We start from the raw sequence: 26,378 nt of genomic DNA on the forward strand, positions 1-26,378 counted from the left end.
TGGGCGCAAAGCTTGGTTTTCAACCGTGCTGATTGGTCAAAGGGTACGACTTGGGCTACAATGCTGAGACGAGAACTAACCTAGTAACTTTATTAAAAGCTATAGGATCAAAAGCTATAGGCTAACGAGGATATTATGAGCTTACCCAATTGCCCAAAATGTGATGCTGAATACACTTATGAAGATGGTGCATTGTTAGTCTGCCCGATGTGTGCCCATGAATGGACGGCCGCTGAAGCTGATGCTGCAGAGGCTCAGGCTGAAGAAGAGGGTATCGTTCGCGATGCTGTCGGTAACGAGCTGCAAGACGGCGATGCGGTAACGGTCATTCGCGACTTAAAAGTAAAAGGGTCTTCAACTTCCATCAAAGTTGGTACCAAAGTTAGAAGTATCCGCCTGCTCGATGATCCGGTAGACGGACACGATATCGACTGTAAGGTAGATGGCTTTGGACAAATGAAGCTTAAGTCTTCGGTAGTAAAAAAGGCTTAATCAACCATTTTACCGAACTTTAGCAGCCGTGAAGAGATTGAGCCTTTAGTACGTTGATGAGCTTCGACCAAAGCAGCAATAGAGCTGCCTTCATCAAAAGCGGCCAGCAGCTGTTGATCTTCCTCATCATTCCAAGGTTTGCCAGCGTTGGCAGGGAGCTTGGATCTGCGAAGATCATATCTGATTCTGCTTTCAAGCGCTGGAATAGCGGTTTGCAACGCCCTTTGAATATCGCTATTAAGACATAAGCTATTCTCGGCTAAAGGTTCGTCCGATAATGGATTGAAACCATCGCTAAGGGTCTGAATAATATTGAGAGCTTCTTGATTGTTCATGGTGACATTTATAGCACTATTAATAGTGCTATTTATAGGGTCAGTGGCTGCGGTATTTGTGCTTTGATCGAGAGCCTGACTATTATCGTCCATGATAATTTGATCCTTTTTGATTGGGCTTGATTGGTTTTATAGTTAACACACTTTAAAATAGGTACTGTGCTACTGGTACTAATTTCCCTTGCGTGCTGTGTCTACGCTGACAGAGGCTGCGCGAAATTAATACCAGTAGCACGTGGCATAGTATGTGCCAGTTTTATTTAGGATTGACTATAATTATGCCACTTCACTATATTCTAATTTAAGTAAAGTTAATAGCTAAAACTTATTTACTAAATACAAGCTTTTAAGCTTTATTGGTAAATATATTTTCCTCAAGCGTGAGCGTTTGACAGTGCCCCATGTCCCATTGGTGGTGACTGACGATAATCAATAAGTCGTCTTTTTGCTGTTCGCGTACATTTTGCCAAACCTGCGCACGTGTCGCACTATCCAAACCAGCGAATGGCTCATCGAGCAATAACACCCGCCGAGGTTTGAGCAGGAGCCTTGCCAGCGCAACCCGCCTTGCTTGCCCACCAGAAACAGCAGCGCCGTATTCACCAAGAGGAGTAGCAAGCCCTTCAGGCTGCGCTTGCAGCCAAGGTGATAAACCGACTTTGTCCAAAGCGCTGAGCAGTTCAGCATCACTGGCATCTGCTTTACCTAAACGCAGATTGGCAGCCAAGCTTTGGTCAAAGATATCAAGCTGTTGACCTAAATAGCCCAGCTGATCGCGCCAGTCGTAATCATGCCAAGGCGCACCATTTAGCGTCACATCTCCTTTTAATAGCGGCAGCTCGCCAGCCAGCATCTGCAATAAGGTTGATTTACCACAGCCTGATGGCCCTCGGATAATAAGCGGCGTACCTGATTCTATGGTGACGCTTACATCTTGAGCGCCTACTAGTGCCTTGGGTATTTTGGCATAAACGTTATTAAGTTCTGCAGTTAGAGCCTCTGTTGGTAGCACCAAATGAGATTTGGGCTTATTTAGTTCTTTAGCCATTGTCGATGATTGAGCGGGTTGAGACGTTTTGGACGGCGTTGCCAATAGCGCATTGAGACGATGCTTTGCCGCCACGCTACTGCCAAGCGAGAGATAATGCTGACCCAAAGGCACCACAATCTCTTGAATACCTAGCAAACCTAAAACCACCGCCAACACTAAAGGCACGCTTATAGCTGTACTGTCTGCTATTGGGTTTTGTGATAACTGCGATATTGCCACTAATACCACTAGGATACTGGCATAAAACAACCACTGCATAACGAGCATATAAGCTGAACGGCGCTTTTGTGCTTGCCACTCCAAATCCTGTAGAGCGTTATCTTGGGCGATGTAGTCTGTGGTTTGCGTGCGCCATTGCTGCCACAATAACAGCTGGGTGATAATCGCTAGCGGCGCTAATAGTTTATGTCGGCGTGCCTCAGCGCTCTCAGCCAGTTGTCTCGCTTGATTAATACCCAAATAAGTACCCAAAAACGGCACTAGCAAGGCCAAAGCAAGCAGAGCATAAATGATAAGCTTGAGCACAGGGTCAATAGGCAATACCAAGCCTATAAACACCGCTAAGAGCATGATGACTATGGTGCTGATCAACCAAGGAGAGACCACGCGCAAGATGAACTCATCGAGCTTATCAATATCACTGACCAGCCTATGCATATATTGTGAGGCGTGCAAGGCACTGCGCTGCTGCACTAAAGGCAGAGCTGCCAGACGATTAAAGAACCGCAGTCTCAAGGTTTTTAGTAAGTCAAAGACCGCATGGTGTGAGACCATAAGCTCGCCATAGCGACTGGCGGTGCGCGCTATTGCCAGCATCCGGATAATACCTGCTGGCATCATATAGTTAAAGGCGTGCGATCCAACAGCCAGCATGCCAGCCAGCGCCGCACTGGTAATAAACCAACCCGATATCATTAGTAGCGCAATGATAGAGATGGCAAATATCAGTCCTAGTAGCCAAGAGATCACCCATAAGTCAAACGAGGGTTTGAACATATCACGCAGAAGAAAGGCAGGAGCGTGCTCATTATTATGATTACTGTAGTCATTGCTTGATGGGGGCGAGTTAGGCGATAAGTTTTTATTCATTTTATCCCTCCTAACGGCTCTATTTTACGATTATTAATATCGCTATCTATTGATTGATTAACGGACTGGTTATCTGGTTGATTAATAGATTGATTGTTTATAGCACTGGTTTTATGAGTAGTAGGCGGTAAAGATAATCGTATCACGCCATCTAACCACTCTAATTGCTCATGAGCATGGGTTATCCAGATTACAGTTTTGTGGCGGCTCACTTGTTCAAGCAGCTCATGAATACGCTGAGCGGTATCGGGGTCTAAATGTTCGGTGGGTTCATCGAGCAGCCACAGACTATCATCACGCAGTAGCAACTGCGCAATACCCAAACGCTGCTGTTGACCGCCCGATAGGCCTTGACCACGATCACCAAGCTGCGTATGCAGACCATCCGGCAAGCGATTAATCAGATCCCATAGCGCTACTACCTCAAGCACCTCTATCAGCTCCTTTTCGCTCGCTTTAGGGTTGGCAAGACGTAAGTTTTGTGCAATGGTCAGAGGCATTAAGGCGACTTGCTGCGCTAAATAGCCGATATTTTGTCGCAAGTTTTCAAGATTAGCATCAGTAAGTTCGACTTGCTGTTGAGCATTTTTACTAACCAGCTTGATACTACCTTCATAACTTACAAAACCCATCAGTGCTTGCAGTAGACTGGATTTGCCACTGCCGCTATCACCAATCAAGGCAATGCGCGCCCCCGCTGGTACTTCAAAGCTCACTGATGCTAAGCGTGTGCGATAAATAGGCTGTTCGGCTGTCGTTACTGAATTTGTACTTAAAGCGTTGGTTGGCTGTTGTGTCGCTAATGCTGTTGAAGTTGCTATCGGGCTACGAATACTTAGATTCGATAATTGCAGACCAAAGGCTTGCGAGACGTCCACTTGCTCGGTGTTAGCTTTTGCAGCAGGAATGTGGGTTAAATCGGTATCGATATGAGAGTCAGAAACGGTATCCTCAAGGTGCTCAGTGGCGTTATCAGCGATATCGTCAGCAGCATTGATAATAGGTAGCAAGCTTTGTACGGCGCCCTCAGCTTCTGCTTTGGCATGATAATCAGCGCCCAGTTGGCGCAGAGGTACATAAAATTCTGGCGCTAATAGTAAGATAAATAAAGCACCAAAATAAGCCACCGGCACCTCGCCTTTAGCCCATGGCAAGATACCCATTAAGCCAAAACCCAGATAGACCGCTACTAGAGCGATACTTAGAGCAGCCAGTAGCTCTAGGACAGCACCATTTAAAAAGGCGATTTTAAGCACATCCATAGTACGGCGGCGATAGTCTTCACTACTAATAGCCAAGTCGCGCGCCGCCATATCAGTCGCTTGCAAACGCTTCAATGTAGGCATACCGCGTACCCAGTCCAAAAACCGTCCACTTAGCTGAGCGAGCGCGCTGAATTGCTCGGCGCTTTTACGTGCGGTTAAATGTCCAATTAGGATCATAAATATAGGCACTAAAGGCGCAGTCAGCAGCAGCAGTGCCGCTGCAACCCAGCTTTGCCAAGCAACAGCGATCAGCAGGATAATAGGGGTACTGGCAGCGACTTTTTGCTGCACGCTAAAGCTACTGATATAGCCATCTAGCGCATCGGTTTGGTCAATAATTTGACTTGATAAACTGCCATCGCTACCGAAATAACGCAGATTGGGCCCAAGCGTTGCCATGGTAGTGAGCAGCGACTCACGCAGCTCGCTACGCACTTGTAGACTGGCACGCTGACTTATGAGCTCACGGCCACTATTAAGGAGTGGCCGTAGTAAAAAACAGACCACTAATCCGATGAACCAAGAGCTTGCGACCCCAGTGGCTAATGGCAACTCATTAAAGTAATTGCTCAGCCAAGCGCTAAACAGGCTGGCAAGCAGCCAGGCCTGCCAGACAAATAGCAGCGCACTAATAACGGTGAGCGTCCAAGCCAAATTCAGCGGCCGCTTTACCGATGCAATAAGTTGCTCTAGAAAACGCTTTTCAGCATTCGAGAGGGTTGCCATGGTGAGATTGGTCACAGAAATTTAAGGGTTAATAGGTAACAGTCAATAAACTTTTAAATACAAGCTTATCCATTACATTTGTGGGCATGTTCAGGCTGTTTCAATAAGAGGATTGTAAGCGCTAAATAGGTTAAAAGCCAATTAACTAGCTTGTGGATGGTTGATCTATCAAGACAAACTTAGGTTTGATAGAGAGAATATAGGTAAGTGACTGATTAGTATTTATATTAAATAAAGAATGGGAAAATTAAAATTTGTTGAGTAAATCAAGCCATGTAAGTTAGTAGCTAAAACATTTGGAGTGAGTTTTAGGCTGCTATTTGATAGTTCGATAGGCAACAATTTATCGCTAATCCCTTATAGTTTATAAGGATTTAATCCTTGAGTTGAGTTAGCGTAAACACTATACTGATAGTAATATTATTACTAAAGAAAATTGTTATTTTTAAACATCTCATTAATATAGATGAGGTGTCATGGTTTACTTACGAGCTTCTTTGATGCCGATATGGTTGTGTTCAATGCGCAAATCGGATGCAGTTATTTATATAAACGGACGTATATCAATAAAGAGGCAAAATCCTGTGAGTTATAAGAAATAGAAAGGGAGCAGCTGGTTTTATCGAAGAATGGCAGAAAGAACCATTACCAATAAAGGAAAGTAATGGTTTTTTAAGTGCGTCGATCTATGGACTGTCATTGTGAAATAATCCAGCTACGTAGCCCTTATTGTTAGGAGTTTAGTATGATTACTGAACATCTAGTAGATATGTCGCGCTTACAATTTGCGGTAGTAGCACTTTACCACTTTTTGTTTGTACCGCTGACACTAGGATTAGTTTGGTTTTTGGTCATCATGGAAGCTGTCTATGTGACCACTGGAAAACAAATTTGGAAAGATATGACCCGTTATTGGGGCAAACTATTTGGTATTAACTTTGCTCTCGGGGTGACGACTGGTATCACTATGGAGTTCCAGTTTGGTACCAACTGGTCTTATTATTCACAATATGTGGGTGATATTTTTGGGGCTCCGCTAGCCATTGAAGGGCTAATGGCCTTTTTCTTAGAGTCGACTATGGTGGGCTTATTCTTCTTTGGGTGGAATAGACTGTCCCGAGTGCAGCATTTAGTGGTTACTTTTTTGATGGCGGTAGCGACTAACTTTTCCGCATTGTGGATTTTGATTGCCAACGGCTGGATGCAAAATCCTGTCGGTGCAGAGTTTAATTATCAAACCATGCGGATGGAGATGACTGACTTTGCCGCTGTACTTTTGAACCCGGATGCCCAAAATAAGTTCGTGCATACGGTCTCGGCAGGTTATGTGGTCGGTTCGGTATTTGTGCTCGCTATCTCTGCCTTATATTTGCTGCGTAAGCGTGATGTTGAATTTGCCAAGCGCAGCTTTCAGGTCGCCGCAGCTTTTGGTTTTGCGTCGATTTGCAGCGTTATTGTACTAGGTGATGAGTCAGGTTACTCGATAGGTAAAGCTCAGCAAACCAAAATGGCTACTATAGAGGCAATGTGGCATACCGAACCAGCTCCAGCCTCTTTTAATTTGATTGCCAGTATCAATGAAGAAGAAGAGAAAAATAACTGGGAGCTACAAATACCTTATGCCATGGGTATCATCGGTACCCGCTCTTTTGATGAAGAAATACCAGGCATTCACGAAATCAAAGAGACCAACCGTGAGCGTATTATTACAGGTATAACGGCGGTGACGCTATTAGAGCAGCTACGTCAAACTCCTGACGATATGGCACTTAGGAATCAGTTTGATGAGGTTAAAGACGATTTAGGTTTTGGTCTATTACTCAGAAAATATACCACTGACGTCTCGCAAGCGACGCCTGAGATGGTACAAAAGGCAGTAGATGATACTATTCCTAAAGTAACACCGATGTTTTGGTCATTCCGTATTATGGTCGGTTTGGGCTTCTTGATGTTAGCGTTATTTGCCATCAGCTTATGGTATAGCCTTAAGGGAACTTTCCCCGAAAAGAAATGGTTGCTCAAATGGGCGGTCATTATGTTGCCAGCGCCTTGGATAGCCGCTGAGCTTGGTTGGATTGTATCTGAGTATGGTCGTCAGCCGTGGAGTATTTATGGCGTCCTACCCACGCATATCTCAACGTCAAATATTGGCGTAGCGAATGTGTATTGGTCGCTTGCTGGGTTTGTTGGGTTTTATACCGTGCTGTTGATTATTGAAGTCTATCTGATGGTCAAGTATGTCAAGTTAGGGCCAGGTAGTCTGGGCACTGGACGTTACTACGGTGAAGAGGGTAACGATAAGATGCGTAATGTGACCCCAGCTTCAGATCAGGAGGTGAATCATGTTGTTTGATTATGAAACCCTAAAAATCATCTGGTGGTTGTTGGTCGGCGTGCTGCTTATTGGCTTCGCTATTATGGATGGTCACGATATAGGCGTTTGTACGTTATTACCGTTTGTCGGTAAAAATGATGAAGAGCGCCGAATTATTGTCACGACCGTCGGCGCGCACTGGGAAGGCAACCAGGTTTGGTTTATCACCGCAGGCGGGGCATTATTTGCCGCTTGGCCTATGGTTTATGCTACTGCCTTTAGTGGATTTTATTGGGCCATGATGGCGGTATTGTGGGCGATGTTCTTTCGTCCAGTTGGTTTTAAATACCGCAATATGATCAAAGACCAACGCTGGCGCAACTCTTGGGATTGGGGGCTGTTTATCGGCTCATTTGTCCCTGCAGTGGTCTTCGGTGTGGCCTTTGGTAATCTATTTTTAGGCGTACCTTTCAATTTCGATAGTAATCTACTGTCCACTTATACTGGTACTTTTTGGCAACTGCTGAATCCATTTGCTCTGCTTTGTGGTTTGGTTAGCGCTGCGCTGCTTACTATGCAAGGGGGGACATTTTTAGCCCACCGTACTGTAGGTGTGATCCAAGAGCGTACTATTCGCTATACCATGTTTGCTGCAGTAGCGCTGGTGGTATTGTTTGTTGCTGCTGGTCTTTGGATACAGAATATCGACGGCTACGTTATTACTTCAGTGGTTGATACTGGCGGTTTGCCCAATGTGCTCGGTAAAGAAGTCGCCACGCAAACTGGGGGCTGGATGACTAACTTTGCCACCTATCCATGGGCATGGGCTTTTCCAGTATTAGGAGTGTTGATGCCTTTAGTAACAGTAGCTTTATTAAAGATGGGTAAGACGTTAACGTCATTTGTCACCTCAAGTATTACGGTCTTAAGTGTGATTATGACTGCAGGGGTGGCGTTATTCCCCTTTGTCATACCGTCATCAACCTATCCAAATGCAAGTCTAACTGCTTGGGATAGTGTCTCAAGTCATCTAACGCTTATGGTTATGCTCTACGCGGTGATTATCTTTATACCGCTCATTGTGATGTATACCAGCTGGGCTTATAGCATTATGCGTGGCAAAGTGACAGCGGCCTATATGCGTGAAAATAGCTAGACAAATTACTGAAATATACAATAATTTGGAGAGAGAAATATGTGGTATTTTGCTTGGGTATTAGGACTAGGGTTTGCTGTATTACTGTCCATTGTCAATGCGGTTTGGTTAGAGAACGAACAAGGTCGTATCGATGCCTTTTCATCTGACAATAAAAAACCGAAAACATCTGACGATGAGTAACTGCTTACACAAACCTAAGTAAGCCTAAAATAGTTTGCTAATATAGTTATTAGCACAAGCCTTATCAGCATTATTTATAACATAGATACAAAGTGAGCTCATAGGAGCTCACTTTTTTTTGATAAGATAGACGGACTAAATATAACCTTTTAGATAGACCCTTCCCATTACTAACTATTGTCGTGATAAAGAGTGATTATTATGAGTACTAAGAACGAACAGCTTTTTGCCCAAGCCCGTAAACATATTCCGGGCGGGGTGAACTCCCCAGTACGTGCTTTTGCTGGAGTTGGTGGCACACCAGTCTTTATGCATCGTGCTGAAGGTAGCAAGATTTATGACACCGAAGATAATGCTTATATTGACTATATCGGTTCTTGGGGACCGATGATTTTGGGTCATGCGCATCCAAAAGTGATTGATGCGGTCAAAAAGGCGGCGGACGATGGCTTAAGCTTTGGTACGCCAACACCTTTTGAAACCACGGTTGCGGACAAAATATGTGAGATCGTTCCTAGCGTTGAGATGATCCGTATGACCAGTTCCGGTACTGAGGCGACCATGAGTGCCATTCGTTTGGCGCGCGGCTACACTCAGCGCGATAAAATCGTTAAGTTTGAAGGCTGTTATCACGGTCATTCAGATAGCTTATTGGTAAAGGCCGGCTCGGGCATGCTCGATATCGGTGAACCGACCTCAAAAGGGGTACCAGCAGATTTTGCCAAGCACACCATTACCATTCCTTTTAACGATCCACAAGCGATAAAGGATTGCTTTGAAAAATGGGGAGAGCAGATCGCTTGCGTTATCGTTGAGCCTATTGCCGGTAATATGAATATGATCATCCCTGAGCAGGCTTTTCATGACACTTTACGTGAGCAGTGTACCAAGCATGGTGCGGTACTGATCTTTGATGAAGTGATGACCGGTTTTCGCATAGGCTTAGATGGCGCTCAAGGTCACTTTGGCATTGAGCCTGATCTAACTTGTTTTGGTAAGATCATCGGCGCAGGTCTGCCAGTGGGCGCTTTTGGTGGCAAGCAGGCTATTATGGAACATATCGCCCCGATGGGCGGCGTTTATCAAGCGGGTACACTGTCAGGTAATCCGCTAGCAATGCGTGCTGGTATTGCGATGTTTGAAGACTTAACCGTCGATGGCTTTTATGATGAGCTATCTGCTAAAGTAGACAAGCTGGTAGATGGGTTTCAAGCGGCAGCTGACAAACACGGTATCAATCTGCGCACCAATAAACTGGGCGGCATGTTTGGTTTGTTCTTTGTCAAAGACAGCGAGACCAAGACGCCACGTAACTTTGATGACGTAACGGCCTGCGATATGGATGCGTTTAACACCTTTTTCCACGGTATGCTAGAGCGTGGCATTCATCTGGCACCTTCTGCTTACGAGGCAGGCTTTATGTCGATTAAGCACAGTGATGAAGATCTAGAGGCTTCTATTAAAGCTGCTGATGAGATTTTTGCCCAAATGGCCAAGGCTTAGTTGGTGTAGGCTGGATTTTTAATCTAGCTTACAATCGTTTGTACTAAGTTAAGAGCTAGGTATAAATAAAAACAGCATCATATATATGATGCTGTTTTTTTATGAGTAAATAATAGGGCTGACGGCTATTACTTCTGTCTTACTTTATCGAGCTTAGCGTCTTTTAGGCTGACCTTGCCACGCCATATATCACCGTACATCCGTATATCGCTGGCAAAGCTCTGTAGCGGATATTTAAAAGTGGCAGGTTTATTTTTTTCAAAGAAAAAGTGACCCACCCAAGCGCAAGCATAACCGGCGGCAATCCCTTTAATTAGTGGTTTGGGTGAGCGATCTTTGATTGATTTGGTCAGTCCCAATAGTCCAAAAGTGCTACCAGCGAAATGCAGACGACGGCAGGCAATATTTTGATGCTCTTCTAAATAGAAGTCGTAAAACTTTTGCTTGGCAGGCTTATCTGTTTTGGCAACATTATTAGTAGTGCTGGCATTGATAGGGCTATCAGTAGCAGTGTTGGTGTCAGTGTTTGTCTTAGACGTATCTTGTGTTTGGGTATCTGAGCTTTTCATACTTGCTTCCTTGCTAGTGAGTGGATTGTCTTTTATTTACTATATTTCAAGCATACATTAAAGAAGATCAGCTAAACAATGATTGTTTATGAACTACTGAGTTAAAAACATTAAGCGTTATCGTAGCTTTAACTCTCAAGTAATGACTTAAAAGTTCTCGTAAAATTCCCTTATTAGTCCTACTATTGAATGCAATATCATCCTTGTCAGGGTTTGGCATAAATGCTTTAATGACGCTGATTATTGGGGTTATAAGCGACCTAACAAGCAAGGCGTATCTCCTTGTAGTCAAACCCCTTATCTTTTTATTTATCCCTATATAGTGGTTGTCTTTTTATGCTCAATAAATACCTTGAAAACCCACCGCTCGCTGATGACGAACTTATGGCTGCAATCGATATTGGCTCTAATAGCTTTCATCTAGCCATTGCTCGTCTCGATCATGGAGAAGTGCGAAAAGTCGTATCGATGTCTGAAAAGGTACAACTAGCGGCAGGCTTAGATGAGCATAATGTATTAAGCGCGGCGGCTGAAAAGCGTGGTCTGGATTGCTTAAGCCGTTTCGTTGCTCGTCTTGACTCAGTATCGCCTGAGCGCATACGGGTGGTGGCTACCAATGCTTTACGTCAAGCCAAAAATGCTGATGATTTTATTGAACGAGCTAATGAAATATTGCCAAAGCCTATCGAGATTATCGCTGGACGAGAAGAGGCTCGGCTCATCTATTTAGGGGTTTCTCATACTAATGGTAGTAGTGATAAGCGCCTGGTTCTTGATATTGGCGGCGGTTCAACAGAGTTCATCATCGGCGAAGGGTTTGAACCTTTATTGACTGAAAGTTTGCAGATGGGCTGTGTGGCTTATACCAAAAAGTTTTTTGCCGATGGACAGATTACCAAAGAAGCCTTCAATAAAGCCATGACGTCTGCACGAAAAGAGATACTCGCTATTAATGGTCAGTATCAAAAGGTAGGTTGGAGTAGCGTTATTGGCTCTAGCGGAACCATTAAAGCGGTGCGTAATGTGCTGGTCTCCAAAGGCTGGTCTGATGATCAAGAGCGCGTGACTTATCAAGGTGTCAAAAAACTAGAAAAGTTATTGATCAAAATTGGTAATGTTGAGGGTATTGAATTAGAAGGGGTCAAAGAACACCGTAAGGCTGTTTTTCCAGCAGGAGTGGCGGTACTGCGGGCAGCGATGAAAGTGCTCGGTATTGATACCATTACCTACTCAGATGGTGCCCTACGTGAAGGGGTTTTGTATGACATGCTGGGACGTTTAGCTAGTGAAGATGTCCGTGATCGTAGTGTATTGGCATTAATAAAACGTTATTCAGTGGATAAAAAACAAGCCAGACAAGTGGTCAGAACCAGCAAGCATCTGTTTAAACAAGTTAAAGGCGAATTGCAATTGAGCAGTGATGATGCTGATGTATTGAGACGGGCAGCTTATTTGCACGAGATTGGTTTGGCGATTAGTCACAGTAGCTATCATAAGCACAGCGCCTATTTGCTTGAGCACTCAGACATTCCAGGGTTTTCGCAGGTTGATCAAAAACGCCTGGCGCAGTTGATGCTCAGTCATAGACGTAAGCTAAAAACTGAAGTGCTTGAGCAAGTATGTCATATCGGCGGTAATCAATTAGTCTATCTATGTTTGCTGCTACGCTTGGCGGTGCTTGCTCATCATAGCCGCAGTGAGTATGAATTACCTTTATTACAGCTAGAAATTACCGATAGCCATTGCTGGCAGATTACGGCGGCGACGGATAAAGAGCATTATGCGTTTTTGTTAACAGACTTACAGGCTGAGATAGAGCAATTTGCGAAATGGAACATTAAACTTAGTGTGGTTGAAAAAGTGTGATAAAAGTGGATGCTTCACCTATAAGTATTACAAAATGTACAGAGAGCAGTAATGCTATAAGCCTATAATTTGTGCTACTATAAGTTTTATTGAGTTTACAGGTGTACTTATTTATACTTGTTTGCTACTTAAATTTATCATTATAGCTAATAGCACACCACCATATAAAACGACCAAAAGGATCTGTCTATGAGTACTGTTTGGGACAGCGTACAGCTTGCACGGCATGCCAAACGTCCATTATTTATGGACTATGTTAATCAGATGTTTACTGAATTTGATGAGCTGCACGGCGACCGAGCTTATGCTGATGATAAAGCCATTATTGGCGGTCTGGCACGTTTTGCAGGTAAGCCTGTGATGGTTATCGGTCAACACCGTGGCCGGAGTACTCGTGAGCGAATTGCCCATAACTTTGGCATGGCGAACCCTGAAGGTTACCGTAAAGTTATCCGCTTAGTAAAAATGGCTGAGCGTTTTAATATTCCAGTTATGACCTTTGTCGATACCCAAGGTGCTTATCCGGGAATTGGCGCTGAGGAGCGTGGACAGGCGCAAGCCATTGCTGAAAGTATTGCGGTGTTCTCCAGCCTTAAAACACCTATTATCGTCACTATTATTGGCGAGGGTGGTTCAGGCGGGGCACTTGCTATTGGCGTTGGTGACAAAGTTAATATGCTGCAAAACAGCATTTATTCAGTGATTTCTCCTGAAGGCTGTGCTTCTATCTTATGGAAAACCGCTGAAAAAGCCCAAGACGCCAGTGAGGCTTTAAAATTAAATGCGTTTAACTTGTATCAAATGGGCCTCATTGATGCGGTTATCGAAGAGGGTGAAGGTGCTCATCTGCAGCCGCAGCCGGTGATGAATTCATTAAAGGCGCTACTGACTGAGCAATTGAATGAAATCGTAGATATGGATGCTCACGAGCGCTGTGAGAAGCGTTATGAAAGGCTTAAGAGCTTTAATTCAGAAGTTATGCTCCCAGCCTAACGTTCAATTGGTTTTTAATGCTAAGATAAAAGCGTGCTATTTTGTAGCACGCTTTTTTATACCTTTTTTATCTCACAAAGCCAATAGGAATAAATAAGATTGACCTATGACTAGCCTCTCTATTAAACCGTACCCAATCGAGCCTATAGCAGAGCATTTACTGCCAGATCAAGGGCTTGCTGATGCTTTATTAGCCAGTATAGATGAATATCGGGATCAGTTACGGGGTCGCCGTATTTGGCTGGCTTGTAGTGGTGGTCGAGACTCTCTCGCCTTAGCGGCGCTGTGTTCACAGCTTTATCGTCAAGGGAGTTTGCCATTTTTGCCGCAGCTCTTGCATGTCGATCACGGCTGGCAAGCAGATAGCAAGTATTGGGCCGCGCATGTTGCCAAGTGGGCACAAACTCAGCAGCTACCTTGTCAGGTGTTGCAGGTAACGGTGCAAGGAACGGATGAGCAAGCTGCAAGGCAGGCACGCTATCAAGCTATGCTTTCTCATATCAATCAACAGGATGTTTTGCTGTTAGCTCATCATGCCGACGACCAAGCGGAGACGGTACTTATGCGCCTTATTCAAGGTGCAGGGGTCAAAGGTCTCTCCGGTATGCAGCCGTGGCGGGTACAAGTGCGAGGGGCGCAGCACCATATATTATGGCGACCTTGGTTGTCCGTGCGCCGCACAAAGATTACTGCTTATGCTGAGCGCCTACAGCTGCCTTATATTGATGATCCTACCAATGACAGCGGCGATAATGTACGTAGCGGTTTACGGATTGCAGTGCTGCCGGTATTAGGTGGTTATAACTCCAATGCTATTGAAAATATCGCCCGTAGTGCGCAGCTATTAAGCGAGGCACAAGCTATTGTGAGCGAACAAGCGGCGCAAGATTTACAGCAAAGCGCTATCGATCAGCTTAGATTTGGATCGGCGCAGCAAGTGTTAGATATTGATGCTTTGAGTAATCTACCGATTTATCGCCAGCGCCAGCTACTGCATTTTTGGTTGTCGCAGGATGAGCCGCTGCCGCCCTCAAAGCAGCTGGTGGATGAGGTGTTGACTCTCACCCAGCGTGATGACCACGATCATCAAACTCAGCTTGATTGGCATGCTAGAAAACAGTCTTACAGCATCTTTCGTTACCGCCAGCAGCTTTATCGGCTCAGTCATGGTTTACTCAATTGGCTAACATTGCCGATTGATGAACAAACGCAGCTATTGGCTGACTTTACCTTATCCGCTGATAAAGAGTTAATCATTAATGTACGTAAAAGTGTAGATTATCATTGGCAATTCACCTTAGCGCTAGATGATGTATTGCCCTTTATTGATAGTAATGAGCACAATAGCGACAACCAAAAGTTAACCTTAAACGTAGCAGCACTGAGTCGGCGACAACGTATTCATACTAAGCTGGCGAATCGTCCACAAGCAGGCAAAAAACTCTATCAAACCTTAGGCATCCCGGTATGGCTACGTGACAGCCTAGTGGTCATTAGCCTCAAACTTGCCGACAGTAATTATGAATATCCGCTATTATTGCTTTCTCCTTTTGAGAGTTGGGTCTTGGTTAATGATAGCTCAAAGGAAAATACAGCGATGATTAGAGGCGATAATTGGTTTAATAATAAGCTGAGAGTTCATGAATAAAGTCTATAAAAAGACTTTTTAATAAATGAACTTCAATCATTTTAGTGCTGATTTTAAGCTTTTTAATTTAATAAACGAGAGCAATAGCAGTATGTTAAACTAAGCATCATTTTAGCAAGTGTCGTTTTAGATAGCTTTCAGCTTGAATATCTTAGAATGTTGCCAGTATGGGACGGTAGTTAGGAGATTAGCATGTCAGTATTAGATAATAAGAAGATAAGTTTTATCGGTGGCGGAAATATGGCGCAAGCTTTAATCAGTGGGCTGATTGGTTGCGGGGTCAAACCTGAGCAGATTACCGTTGCCGATCCTAGTGCCGATATACGTCAGCAGTTATCTACTCAAGGGTTGAATGCCGTTGATCCGAGCACTGATGCAAAAGCAGCTATTACTGATGCGGATGTGGTGGTGCTGGCGGTAAAGCCGCAAGTGATGAAAGCAGTGGTCAGCGCCTTTGCTGATGGGTTGGACAATCAGCTGGTTATCTCAGTAGCAGCGGGTTTATCGACAGATCTTCTATCTAATATGCTTGGCGGCTATCGTAATATAGTACGCGCTATGCCGAACACACCAGCGATGATTCAACAGGGTGCCACCGGTCTTTATGGCACTGACGATATCACTCAGGAGCAAAAGCTGCTGGCAAGCGCTGTGATGGAAGCCTCAGGTATTATTATGTGGGTCGAGGATGAAGAGCAGATGCATGCGGTTACCGCAGTTTCAGGCTCAGCGCCTGCTTATGTATTTTATTTTATTGAGTCGATGATTGACGGCGGCGTAGCATTAGGTCTCGATAAAGAACAAGCTTCAGCATTAGCTATGCAAACGGTATTGGGCGCGGCAAAAATGGCTATCGATAGCGATGACAGCCCAAGCGATCTGCGCCGCAAAGTCACCTCTCCTAATGGTACGACTCAAGCAGCCATCGAATCTATGCAAGCTGACGAGGTAGGTCGCCAAATCAGCGACGCCATGCAGGCCTGCTTTGATCGAAGCCAAGCGCTTAGTGAAGAGATGAGATAAATGTATAATGTAGCTCGCTGTTATGATCGTCACGATCCCCTCAGAGTCTCGGTACGGACTCTTATTCATCTAAGCTCTTACCAATCTAGTACATCGAGTAGCGTTTCATGAACAATATGTTATTACAAATTTTTGATCTGGTCACCACTTTTGCCATGCTGCTGGTCTTCATCCGCTTCATGCTGCAATTTGCGGGTATGGATGCACGTGACCCTATGATTGCGCCGGCTTACAAAGCGACTCATATCGTGGATGTATTTGGGCGTATTTTTCCAACGGTTGCTCAAGGCCGAATCAGTATCGCTGCCATTGTGTTGATGCTGCTCATTCGTCTGATTGATATCTCTGGTAAAGCGGCATTAACCCACCAAGGGATTGCTCCGGTTCCGCTGTTTTTCACCGGAACCATTAGTTTGGTGTTAGACTTTTTGCGGATGTGCCGTTACTTAGTAATTGGCTCTATCATTGTCAGCTGGATTGTGGTGTTTACTAACTCCATGCATCCTATTATCGGTATTATCATGCGCTTAGCAGAACCGATTTTGGCACCATTTCGCCGCATCACCCCGAATTTAGGGATGCTAGATCTGTCACCGATGGTTGCTTTTTTTGCTTTTTATCTGATAGAGATGATTATCGGGGCGGTAGCTCAAAGCTTTATGCCTATGCTAGGCTAAGAAAAGATTAGGGTAAGAATAGGACAAGTCAGCATTGGTTTAAGCTAGGCGAGGCGTTAATAGGAGCTAATCGCTATAAATGTGTAAAATTATTGCAAAAGCCCGATGAAAAACGTTTACAACGCTTGCAATTCGGTTTGGCTTTGTTATAATACTCGCCCACGACATAAGGCGTATCGTTAGCATCGATACTTTCTTTTATTGTTATTATACTAAATGATATAAAAGGTCTTAATTCGTTCGGTGAAGTGGGTGAGTGGCTGAAACCAGTTCCCTGCTAAGGAACCATACGTGTAAGCGTATCGAGGGTTCGAATCCCTCCTTCACCGCCATTTATTCGGTTAATATTAGATATAATCTTCTGTCTAAGCATTAAAGTAACAGTTTTTCGAATTAAAAATATTTTAATTAAGAAAGATGTTGACAGTTGCTAAATTATCTATATAATAGCCAACCTAATTTGCTGTAATTGTTATCATCAATACAGTAGATGATGTGTAAAATGCAATACGCGCCTGTAGCTCAGTTGGATAGAGCACTTGGCTACGAACTAAGGGGTCGGGAGTTCGAATCTCTCCAGGCGCACCATTTGCATAACACCGCTTTAAGTTTAATGAAATTCTAAATCAATCGCCTGTCTTCTGACATTTTGGCGATTTTTTTATGTCTGCTTTTTTGTATTCCACATAATCCTATACTGTTACTGCTGCACAAGTTTTCCGCCTTACTCTAATTTACGGTACAATAGAGCCACTATTCACTGCTTGCTATGAGCCTGCATCATGTCAAAGAGTATGTCTAAAAGTAAATCCAAAGCTAGCGTCAAACCCAAGCGCCAACGAGAAGTTTCGCCTAACCGCGTCCCTGAAGTCGAAGAACCAACGATTGCTAAGCCTGGCACTCGGCTGGTTGCTATTGTCTACGATGGCATGCTGATATTAGCCCTGCTGTTCTTAGTAGGTACAGTACTGACCGTCATTGGTACCTTGCTTACCATGCAGACGGGTACCGATTCTGCGCAGGCACAATCATTGCCGACGTGGTATCAAAACTTTATTATGACGCCGTCTTTTATTCTGACCTTAGTAGGGTTCTACGGTTTATTTTGGCGGCGGGGCGGACAGACTTTAGGTATGCAAACTTGGCGGTTAAAGACGGTTAATGATACCGGTCATCTATTGACCTGGGGACAGTCTTTTAAACGTATTTTAGCGGCTTGTTTAATGCCGCTTATTTTTGGGATTATTGGGAGTTTAGTCGGCGGTTCACGCGCTATTGTTCTGACTAGCGCATTTTTAGGCTTGATGTTTAACTATATTTTTTGCGTGTTTAACCCTCGCGGTTTAGCAGTGCAAGATATGCTATCGAATACCATCACCTTAAAGATGCCCAAACAAGAGCATGAAGGCTTGTGGCGCGGCTTTAAAAATCGTAAAAACAACAAGTAGCAAGTAAGTACGCTATACATTGGCGGTTTGTATGAGCCATATCGTATAACCAGTAAAGCCTGCCAGCAAGGTAAAGCCAGAAGCGCGGCCAAATTTGCGATTGGAGACAAAAGCGAATAGACACATCACAAAAAGAGCGAGAGTAATCAGCCCCATTACCAAAACGTCACGGGACAAAATGATAGGATTGGCAGTAATAGGAGTGATAATAGCTGCCAATCCGACCACTGCTAAAGTGTTAAATAGGTTAGAGCCAATGATATTGCCCAGTGCCATATCGTGTTCGCCCTTACGTGCAGCGGATAGGCTAGAAACCAGCTCTGGTAGGGAAGTGCCAATAGCGACGACGGTTAAACCAATAACCAGCTCACTGACGCCCCATAGAGTTGCCAACTCGATTGCGCCCCAAACGATAGCTCGTGAGCTAATGACTAGCATCAGCATACCGATGAATAAGCTACTCAGGCCGCGCACTAAGCTTGGCTCTACATAGCCTGTATCCTTGTTGTCCACACTACCTATACTAAAACTGGGCTCAGATGGGTTCTCAGGGCTGATCTTAAGGCTATTTTGATCCTTAACCGCTAGTTTATTCTTTGAGCGGCTTTCACCTAGGCTCTGTACAATTTGAATGGTTAACACGATTACCAGCGCTACTAATAGTATCAGGCCATCAGCCAAGCTCAAGACTCCGTCGCGTAGTTGCCAAGCTGCTAAAGCCGTTATTAGTAATAACAGCGGCAAGTCGCGCTTGACGATGTCTTTACGAATGACAATAGGGCTTATTAGTACAGTGGCACCAAGTACTAACGCAATATTGATAATGTTAGAGCCATAAGCGTTACCCAGTGCCAAATCAGGGCTGCCTTCTAACGCCGCCAATACCGATACCACCATTTCTGGTGCTGAGGTACCTATACCCAAGATTAGAACGCCAATCAAAAACCCAGGAACGTTAAACTTGGTGGCTAATGCGGTAGCACCATCAATGAAAACATCGGCACTCCAAACCAAGATTGCCAATCCAATTAATACTGCAATGACTGCCAACCACATCAGGGTGATTTCCTATAAATAAGTAAAATTAGCGACCATCGCAACATTATGGGTGAGCATTGTTAGTGGACATAAAAAAAGCTGAAGCGTGTCCCAAATTCAGCAATTATATTAACATAGGTTTTCTATCTCAATGGAAAAGGTATAACCAAACAAGATATTTACTTTATCTTATTAAACAACAGATGGGCTTGCTTTATTGACAAGCTACATATTGATAGTTTTGAGTAGCCAAATTGTATAGGCAATGAAGCTCAAAACTAAGGTAGCGCCTGAGAAACGGCCAAGTTTCCTATTGGTAATAAAGGCAGCGGTTGATAGCGTGAATAACAACAAGGTCAATATACCTACCATCACTATATCGCGCGATAAAATGACCGGATTGGCAGCAATAGGAGTGATAAAAGCAGCTAAGCCTACGACTCCTAAAGTGTTAAATATATTGGAGCCAATGATACTGCCTAGTGCCATATCGTGCTCGCCTTTACCAGCCGCTGATAAGCTTGCTACTAGCTCAGGTAATGAGGTGCCGATAGCGACTACGGTCAAGCCGATGACTAGCTCGCTAAGTCCCCAAAATGTTGCTAATTCAACCGCACCCCAAACTACAGCACGTGAGCTCAAAACTAACAATAGCATACCTATAAATAAGCTACTCATACCACGAGCTATACTGGGGGGAGGGGAGCTGTTTTTTGAAGTACTATTAGCATCTTTACTACTGATTATCTGCACACTATCTTTATGCTTGTTTTTTGGATTTCCCTCACGAATACTAAGAAAGATTTGAAAACCCAGAACAGCCGCTAGCGATATCAGTAATAGGGCGCCATCAGCACGACTCAGTTGGCCATCACGCAATTGCCAAGCCGCTAAAGCTGTCATAACGAGTAACAGCGGTAAATCTTGCGTAACTACGCTTCTACGAATGACAATAGGGCTAATGGTTGCGGTGATCCCCAAAACCAGTGCAATATTCATGATATTGGAGCCGTAAGCATTACCCAAAGCCAGCTCGGGGTTTCCTTGCAGGGCAGATAATGCCGACACAACCATTTCTGGAGCTGACGTTCCAAATCCTAAGATTACCACCCCAATCAAAAATCCGGGAACCCTTAGTTTTTCCGCTAATAAAGTCGCTCCATCAATGAAGACATCGGCGCTCCAAGTCAGAACTATCAAACCAATGAGCACGGCAACGATGGCTAATCCCATTAGTGTTATTCCTTATTAGAATTGAATAATTTAGTGCCCGAATGGTCATCATTTTCGCTTAAATGATCAGAGTTTTTGCCTAAACTGCCATAAAAAAAGCTGAATCGCAACTGGGATTCAGCTTTTATTAGAGATGAGCAAGGTCAATAATGACCATGAGCGTTAAGCCACTTGTACTGGGATAATATTAGCCGTATCTTTGACGCTATTGTCTTCATTACAATAGACCAGCTTGGGCTGATAGGTTGAGGCTTCGACTTCATCAAAATGTGCGTAAGCACAGATGATAACGATATCCCCTAGATCGGCCATGTGAGCAGCAGCCCCATTGAGCGAGATGATGCCAGAACCGGCTTCAGCACGGATAGCGTAAGTGCGAAAGCGTTTGCCGTTGGTGACATTGTAAATGTCGATAGATTCGTTTTCACGAATACCAGCAAGATCCAACAAATCACCATCGATACCGCATGAGCCTTCATAATGAAGCTCAGCATGAGTAACTCGAGCACGATGTAATTTGCATTTAAGCATATTAAGTAGCATGAATTGCTTCCTTAGTAACTGATATAAAGTACTGATATAAAATAACTAAAATAGAATACTGATAATAACGACCTGAATCAATTAATGAGGGCAAAAAGTCTCAATTAAAAGGGCAGGTTGCCTAAACCCAAAATATCATACCTGTCAGTCAGGCAATTTAAAACTATTAATTTGCGAACGCGCCCGTTCAATATCACCACTCAATAATAGCGGTAAGGCCTCAAAAGCCACTGTCAGTGCACTATCAATAGCGATTTGTTCATCAGGGGCGGCCTTGGAAAGGACATGACCGGTGACTTTAGACTTATGACCAGGATGACCAATACCTACTCGCAGACGATGAAAGTCGTTGCCAATATGCGGGGTAATATCACGCAGGCCGTTATGCCCACCATGACCACCGCCAGTTTTGAGCTTGATACTACCAGCAGGAATATCGAGCTCATCATGAGCGATGAGCAGCTCGTCATTATCGATATTATAATAATTAACCATCGGCACTACAGACTGCCCCGACTTATTCATAAAGGTTAAAGGCAACAATAGGCGCACATCAGAACCGTGAATTTGTCCACGTCCGGTAACCCCGTGAAACTTTTTATCAGGACTCAGCTCAATATTGAATTGATGCGCTATATGCTGCACGAACCAAAATCCTGCATTATGACGGGTATACATATACTGCTGACCCGGATTACCAAGACCGACGATAAGCTTGATGGGCATGAGAATACTCTATATATATTTGAAAATTTGTATTTAAAAGAAAAATAATAATAAAATGAGCTTTGAAAAGCTAAGATTAAAATACAGGCTTACTTTTTCAAAACTAACTTACAAAAACAGCAGGAGACATCCATCCCCTGCTGTAATTTTAATCTAAAGTTTTACTTAAAGCGCTAGGCGTTTATAAAGTAAAGTATGGTGTATTATTCACCATCTTTATCTTCGTTATCCGCTTGGTCTTCACCTGCTTTATCGCTTTGCTCAGTAGCAGGAACTTCATCAGCATCAACTTCGTCGTCTTCATCAACTTCTTCAAGCGTTGGTGGCAACAAGTTAACGATGGTGCGGTCAACCGCATCTTCCATATCAAGATCAAAGAGGATAACGCCTTCAGGCAATTCGATATCTGATAAACGGAACAGATCACCGATTTCCATACCAGAAACGTCTACTTCTAGATACTCAGGTAACTGTGAAGGTAGAGCAACGATTTCAACATCAGAAACTAGTGTTGATAAAATACCACCTGCTTTAATACCAGGCGCTTCTTCACGACCTGAGAAATGTACTGGGATATTCATGTTGATCTTCTGACCTTTTACAATGCGCTGAAAATCAGCATGCATTGGGAAGCCTTTAGCAGGATGGCGCTGCAAGTCTTTAATAACGACTTGATGCTCATCACCTTTGTCGGTAGTAATGGTCAGAATCTGAGAGAAGAAAGCTTCATACTCAAGTGATTTTACCATCTCATTAAGTTTAATTGAGATAGCGGTAGGCTCTTCGTTACCACCATAAATAATAGCAGGAACTAAGTTCTGCTTACGTAGGCGGCGGCTCGCACCTTTACCTTGTTCGTCTACAGAGCGCTCAACTGCGTTTATTGCAAAATGATCAATACTCATGGATATAATCCTATAAAAAAATAAATGAAGTGGTGGGTCTAAAAGCGGATTTGCGACCAATCCACTAATGGATTCAACACTTTTCGTAGTGCTCAACCTATCTACTAAGTCTAAATACAAAATATTAATATAAAGACAATAAGTAAACAGTCAACACAGGCGCGCATTATACGTGGTTTTATAACAATAATAAAGACTTATACACAATAACAAGCGCCAAGCAGCATTTCTTAAAACCCTGTTGACGCTTTGTAGAAACTAGAAAGTCTATCGAATTTGCAATTTATGCATCAAACATGGCGCTGATAGATTCTTCGTTATTAATACGGCGTAAGCTCTCAGCAAGCATAGGAGCAATAGAAACTTGGCGAATTTTGCTACAAGCTTTTGCTGCTTCAGATAAAGGAATGGTATCGGTCACTACGATCTCATCCAACTCTGAGCCACTGATGTTTTTCAGGGCGTTACCAGATAAAACCGGGTGCGTGATATAAGCCACTACTCGGCGTGCGCCGTTTTCTTTTAAGGCTGCTGCGGCTTGACATAGTGTACCTGCGGTATCAACCATATCATCAACGATAACGCAATCACGATCGCTTACATCACCGATAATATTCATCACTTGTGATTCATTGGCACGCGCGCGGCGTTTATCGATAATGGCTAGGTCGGCGTCGCCTAATTGCTTGGCCATCGCTCGTGCACGCACAACGCCGCCAACATCAGGTGAGACTACCATGATATTATCGTAATCTTGCTTGATCAAATCATTGAATAAAACGGGGGTACCATAGATATTATCTACTGGAATAGCAAAGAAGCCCTGAATCTGATCCGAGTGTAAGTCAACGGTCATAACCCGATCAATACTAACGATATTGAGCATATCCGCCACCACTTTAGCAGAGATAGGCACCCGCGCTGAGCGTGGACGACGATCCTGACGAGCATAGCCAAAGTAGGGTATTACAGCGGTGATACGGCCTGCGCTTGAACGACGTAGAGCGTCGGCCATCATCATGATTTCCATCAAGTTCTTATCAGTCGGTGCACAGGTAGGCTGCATGATAAAGACGTCTTTACCGCGCACGTGCTCTTTAATTTCAACAGCGATTTCGCCATCAGAGAAACGGGTGATATCGGCTTTACCAAGAGGGATATGAAGATGGTCGGCTACAGTTTTCGCTAATTCAGGGTGGGCATTACCCGTAAAAATTGCCAAATAAGGCATGACTAAGTCCTATTGATTGACTCAAGCAGCGACCGCTAAGCAGTGGCTAACTGCTCAAATTAAGAAGAAAAGTATAAAGAACGTTGATGATATTGTTGCAGTAGAAAATGGCAGGGGTAGCTGGACTCGAACCAACGGATGTCAGGATCAAAACCTGATGCCTTACCAACTTGGCTATACCCCTGTAATATTTAGCTTATGTCAGTGTCAAACTTGATAGTTAAGATAAATCATAACCATCAATATGAAGCTAGAACTTCTAACAAAACCTAAAAAACAGTAAGACTGTCTAAAAGTGATTTCCCCAGCAGCGTTCGTTGCGAACTATACCGAAATTGGGAAGGTGTTGTCAATTGCTAAACTATAAATGACTGATTAGCAATGGCAACTAGAAAATGGCAGGGGTAGCTGGACTCGAACCAACGGATGTCAGGATCAAAACCTGATGCCTTACCAACTTGGCTATACCCCTATTGTGGCGACCTATTATAAATAAATATTTAGATTTTGCAAGGCATTTAGCCCTTTTTCTTATTTTTATTGATAATGAATCGATACTGGCGCTATTTTAGCAAATTAATAACATTAAGCCTACTACTGTTATTTTATTTAAGCTTGTGGAGGCCAAAGACAGGTCATACTATAATGCGCTGGATGCCCTATCGCTCTTTTCAACTCACAAACTCTCCACCACATAAGCTGGACAGGGCGCCTCGTCAATCCATTTACTCATAAGATTCTTATCGTTAACGATACTCGCATCCAGTGGCAAAAATACTGCGCTACCAGAGCCAGTCATCCGTGCAGTGCCCAACGCTTTTATCTCTAATCCTTGCAAATAATTTAGCGCTTGATCAACGGCAGGAGCAAGCTGAGTGACTACTGGGGTAAATACATTATGATAAGGCGGCCTCAAGTTCTGCCCATAACTATCGGACTGGTTTCGAATAGTTTGAACGCTTAAAGCTGCAATATCTCGGCGCAGCTTGGGATGCGCAAACAGCTTGGCGGTATTGACATGAGCATCTGGGGTCAACACTAGATAGTGTTGGTCAGGCAACTCAATAGCGGTAAGCTGCTCACCGATTCCCATGGCGATAGCGTCCCTACCAAAGATAAAAATCGGCACATCAGCACCAATGGCTGCGCCTATAGTTATCAGTTTATTTTGCTCAAAATTAAATTGCCAAAGCTCATTTAATGCTAACAAGGTAGTAGCGGCATTAGAAGAGCCGCCGCCTAAGCCTGCGCCCATAGGTATATTTTTGTCTAAAATAATGCTGACCTTTGGTAACGATTCGGGCAAACTTCCTATTGAAATAGCATAATATAGAAGGGTTTTAGCCGCTTTAAAAATAAGGTTTTCTGCTACATTTTCAGTAATGCCATTAGCACCATCAAGAGTAATTAGGCTCTTGCAAATAGTATTCGCTTGTTGATCTATATCAGCTGTGCTAAATACGTTAAAGGCTATGGATTCAGTCAGCGAAAAATGCAAGTAATCACCCCAATCGAGTAGGCGAAATACCGTTTGCAGATCATGATACCCATCATCCCGTTTACCGGTGATATGCAAGAATAGATTGATTTTTGCCGGCGATAAACGAGTAATAGCTGCACTAGTGAGGCTTTGGCTCATAAATTTGGGCCTATAAATAACAAATGGCTAATTATTAATGATAGTTTATCGCTTATTGATGATTAATAGTCATGATGACTTTTTGGCCTGTCGGCTGGGAGGCGCTGATTTTATTCGGCAGTTTGTCTGTGCCTTTATAGCTAAAGCTGGCAGACCAACTGCCGTTGACTGAACTGATTAACCGTCCTTGAGCATCCGTTTGTGGAGCGCTGTCTGAGGGAGCGGCACGCCCTGATATCCAATAAGGCATTTGTGAAATAGGCGCTTGCCAGCCGGTAGCCTTTTGTAGCAAGGTTTCAGGATTATCTGCGGTCAAAGTGCCGGTTTTTTCACTGACTAAGGTGGCGGTTTGCCCATCATATTCGATATTGGTTTTGCCGATACCCAAAGCGCCAATGAGCTCAATAGCGAAGCGCTCGTTTTGCTGACCCCAAGCATAAAACGCACTACCGCCTTCTGCATTAGGATTGGAGGTATTACTATTAGGCGCACTCACGCCTATTTTACCATTGATATTGAAGCTATTAAGTTTTTGTGCTTCAAGGGTAGGGGAAGTAGTAGGCGTGGCTTTCGCACTGGGTAGTGACTGGCAACCAGAAGTGATTAGCACGGCAGCAGCAACAGCACCAATAGTGAGCAAAGGCGTAGGACTTTGTTTTTTTACCAAAACAGTCGACATTCTTATTCCTCAAAATTAAAAAACTGACTTATTATATTTTATATAG

23 protein-coding genes and 4 tRNA genes are annotated in these 26,378 nt (G+C 43.8%); 13 read left to right on the forward strand and 14 right to left on the reverse strand.

Features of this window, described 5'->3' with window-relative positions; translation table 11 throughout:
* The first annotated feature begins 135 nt into the window (after window positions 1–135).
* Window positions 136–492 carry a zinc ribbon domain-containing protein YjdM gene (locus JMX18_RS10830; RefSeq protein ID WP_320158324.1) on the forward strand — a complete coding sequence of 119 codons (357 nt, stop codon included), beginning with the start codon at window positions 136–138 and terminating at the stop codon, window positions 490–492.
* Here the strand turns inward: JMX18_RS10830 and JMX18_RS10835 are convergent.
* The 3 genes from JMX18_RS10835 to cydD form a co-directional block, all read right to left on the reverse strand.
* The gene (locus tag JMX18_RS10835) at window positions 489–920 is read right to left on the reverse strand and encodes a hypothetical protein (RefSeq protein WP_201587659.1); all 432 of its coding nucleotides are present in this window, start codon (window positions 918–920) and stop codon (window positions 489–491) included. The two genes, JMX18_RS10830 and JMX18_RS10835, sit on opposite strands and share 4 nt — an antisense overlap.
* A gap of 253 nt (window positions 921–1,173) precedes the next feature.
* Window positions 1,174–2,967, reverse strand: a complete 1,794-nt coding sequence (locus JMX18_RS10840; RefSeq protein ID WP_201587661.1) for an amino acid ABC transporter ATP-binding/permease protein — start codon at window positions 2,965–2,967, stop codon at window positions 1,174–1,176.
* Window positions 2,964–4,958 carry a thiol reductant ABC exporter subunit CydD gene (cydD, locus tag JMX18_RS10845; RefSeq protein WP_201587663.1) on the reverse strand — a complete coding sequence of 665 codons (1,995 nt, stop codon included), beginning with the start codon at window positions 4,956–4,958 and terminating at the stop codon, window positions 2,964–2,966. The genes JMX18_RS10840 and cydD overlap by 4 nt, the downstream gene beginning before the upstream one ends.
* A gap of 745 nt (window positions 4,959–5,703) precedes the next feature.
* On the opposite strand from cydD, the gene JMX18_RS10850 reads away from it, so the two are divergent.
* From JMX18_RS10850 to hemL, 4 genes are all read left to right on the forward strand, one after another.
* Window positions 5,704–7,311, forward strand: coding sequence for a cytochrome ubiquinol oxidase subunit I (locus JMX18_RS10850; RefSeq protein ID WP_201587664.1), 1,608 nt, complete (start codon window positions 5,704–5,706; stop codon window positions 7,309–7,311).
* Window positions 7,304–8,428 carry a cytochrome d ubiquinol oxidase subunit II gene (cydB, locus tag JMX18_RS10855; RefSeq protein ID WP_201588330.1) on the forward strand — a complete coding sequence of 375 codons (1,125 nt, stop codon included), beginning with the start codon at window positions 7,304–7,306 and terminating at the stop codon, window positions 8,426–8,428. Before JMX18_RS10850 ends, cydB begins: the two co-directional genes overlap by 8 nt.
* A 39-nt stretch (window positions 8,429–8,467) precedes the next feature.
* Window positions 8,468–8,611 carry a cytochrome bd-I oxidase subunit CydX gene (cydX, locus tag JMX18_RS10860; RefSeq protein WP_201587665.1) on the forward strand — a complete coding sequence of 48 codons (144 nt, stop codon included), beginning with the start codon at window positions 8,468–8,470 and terminating at the stop codon, window positions 8,609–8,611.
* Between the two features lie 201 nt (window positions 8,612–8,812).
* Window positions 8,813–10,114 carry a glutamate-1-semialdehyde 2,1-aminomutase gene (gene hemL, locus JMX18_RS10865; protein WP_201587666.1) on the forward strand — a complete coding sequence of 434 codons (1,302 nt, stop codon included), beginning with the start codon at window positions 8,813–8,815 and terminating at the stop codon, window positions 10,112–10,114.
* 128 nt (window positions 10,115–10,242) lie between these two features.
* Here hemL and JMX18_RS10870 read toward each other — a convergent pair whose 3' ends face one another.
* Window positions 10,243–10,683: a DUF962 domain-containing protein gene (locus tag JMX18_RS10870; RefSeq protein WP_201587667.1), complete on the reverse strand. Its 441-nt coding sequence runs from the start codon at window positions 10,681–10,683 to the stop codon at window positions 10,243–10,245.
* 336 nt (window positions 10,684–11,019) lie between these two features.
* Here JMX18_RS10870 and ppx point away from each other — a divergent pair, with 336 nt between their 5' ends.
* From ppx to JMX18_RS10910, 8 genes are all read left to right on the forward strand, one after another.
* Window positions 11,020–12,549, forward strand: coding sequence for an exopolyphosphatase (gene ppx, locus JMX18_RS10875; RefSeq protein WP_201587668.1), 1,530 nt, complete (start codon window positions 11,020–11,022; stop codon window positions 12,547–12,549).
* A 189-nt stretch (window positions 12,550–12,738) separates the two neighbouring features.
* A complete protein-coding gene (locus JMX18_RS10880; protein ID WP_201587669.1) occupies window positions 12,739–13,542 on the forward strand; it encodes an acetyl-CoA carboxylase carboxyltransferase subunit alpha in 804 nt (267 codons plus the stop codon).
* A gap of 106 nt (window positions 13,543–13,648) precedes the next feature.
* Window positions 13,649–15,190, forward strand: coding sequence for a tRNA lysidine(34) synthetase TilS (gene tilS, locus JMX18_RS10885; protein WP_201587671.1), 1,542 nt, complete (start codon window positions 13,649–13,651; stop codon window positions 15,188–15,190).
* Between the two features lie 192 nt (window positions 15,191–15,382).
* Entirely contained in the window at window positions 15,383–16,213 is an 831-nt protein-coding gene (gene proC, locus JMX18_RS10890) for a pyrroline-5-carboxylate reductase (RefSeq protein WP_201587672.1), read from the forward strand.
* 107 nt (window positions 16,214–16,320) lie between these two features.
* Entirely contained in the window at window positions 16,321–16,890 is a 570-nt protein-coding gene (locus JMX18_RS10895; RefSeq protein WP_201587673.1) for a YggT family protein, read from the forward strand.
* Window positions 16,891–17,132: 242 nt separating this feature from the next.
* A tRNA-Ser gene (locus tag JMX18_RS10900) sits at window positions 17,133–17,222 on the forward strand.
* 179 nt (window positions 17,223–17,401) lie between these two features.
* Window positions 17,402–17,478, forward strand: a tRNA-Arg gene (locus tag JMX18_RS10905).
* A gap of 194 nt (window positions 17,479–17,672) precedes the next feature.
* Window positions 17,673–18,338: an RDD family protein gene (locus tag JMX18_RS10910; protein ID WP_201587674.1), complete on the forward strand. Its 666-nt coding sequence runs from the start codon at window positions 17,673–17,675 to the stop codon at window positions 18,336–18,338.
* Window positions 18,339–18,350: 12 nt separating this feature from the next.
* On the opposite strand, the gene JMX18_RS10915 is transcribed toward JMX18_RS10910, so the two are convergent.
* From JMX18_RS10915 to lolB, 10 genes are all read right to left on the reverse strand, one after another.
* Window positions 18,351–19,394 (reverse strand): calcium/sodium antiporter, encoded by a 1,044-nt coding sequence (locus tag JMX18_RS10915; RefSeq protein ID WP_201587675.1) that lies wholly within the window; start codon window positions 19,392–19,394, stop codon window positions 18,351–18,353.
* Window positions 19,395–19,601: 207 nt separating this feature from the next.
* Window positions 19,602–20,609 carry a calcium/sodium antiporter gene (locus JMX18_RS10920; RefSeq protein WP_201587676.1) on the reverse strand — a complete coding sequence of 336 codons (1,008 nt, stop codon included), beginning with the start codon at window positions 20,607–20,609 and terminating at the stop codon, window positions 19,602–19,604.
* Window positions 20,610–20,771: 162 nt separating this feature from the next.
* Window positions 20,772–21,152, reverse strand: a complete 381-nt coding sequence (gene panD, locus JMX18_RS10925) for an aspartate 1-decarboxylase (protein WP_201587678.1) — start codon at window positions 21,150–21,152, stop codon at window positions 20,772–20,774.
* Window positions 21,153–21,296: 144 nt separating this feature from the next.
* Window positions 21,297–21,878: an aminoacyl-tRNA hydrolase gene (pth, locus tag JMX18_RS10930; protein ID WP_201587680.1), complete on the reverse strand. Its 582-nt coding sequence runs from the start codon at window positions 21,876–21,878 to the stop codon at window positions 21,297–21,299.
* Window positions 21,879–22,081: 203 nt separating this feature from the next.
* The gene (locus JMX18_RS10935; RefSeq protein WP_201587681.1) at window positions 22,082–22,783 is read right to left on the reverse strand and encodes a 50S ribosomal protein L25/general stress protein Ctc; all 702 of its coding nucleotides are present in this window, start codon (window positions 22,781–22,783) and stop codon (window positions 22,082–22,084) included.
* 283 nt (window positions 22,784–23,066) lie between these two features.
* On the reverse strand, window positions 23,067–24,014 hold the full coding sequence (locus JMX18_RS10940; RefSeq protein ID WP_201587682.1) for a ribose-phosphate pyrophosphokinase: 948 nt from the start codon (window positions 24,012–24,014) through the stop codon (window positions 23,067–23,069).
* Window positions 24,015–24,122: 108 nt separating this feature from the next.
* Window positions 24,123–24,198 (reverse strand) — tRNA-Gln (locus JMX18_RS10945).
* Window positions 24,199–24,410: 212 nt separating this feature from the next.
* A tRNA-Gln gene (locus tag JMX18_RS10950) sits at window positions 24,411–24,486 on the reverse strand.
* 204 nt (window positions 24,487–24,690) lie between these two features.
* Window positions 24,691–25,653: a 4-(cytidine 5'-diphospho)-2-C-methyl-D-erythritol kinase gene (gene ispE / locus JMX18_RS10955; protein WP_201587683.1), complete on the reverse strand. Its 963-nt coding sequence runs from the start codon at window positions 25,651–25,653 to the stop codon at window positions 24,691–24,693.
* Between the two features lie 52 nt (window positions 25,654–25,705).
* Window positions 25,706–26,332 (reverse strand): lipoprotein insertase outer membrane protein LolB, encoded by a 627-nt coding sequence (gene lolB / locus JMX18_RS10960; RefSeq protein ID WP_201587684.1) that lies wholly within the window; start codon window positions 26,330–26,332, stop codon window positions 25,706–25,708.
* Window positions 26,333–26,378 lie beyond the last annotated feature (46 nt).

This window comes from Psychrobacter jeotgali, from assembly GCF_904846315.1.
In the GTDB taxonomy this organism is placed as follows: Bacteria; Pseudomonadota; Gammaproteobacteria; order Pseudomonadales; family Moraxellaceae; genus Psychrobacter; species Psychrobacter jeotgali.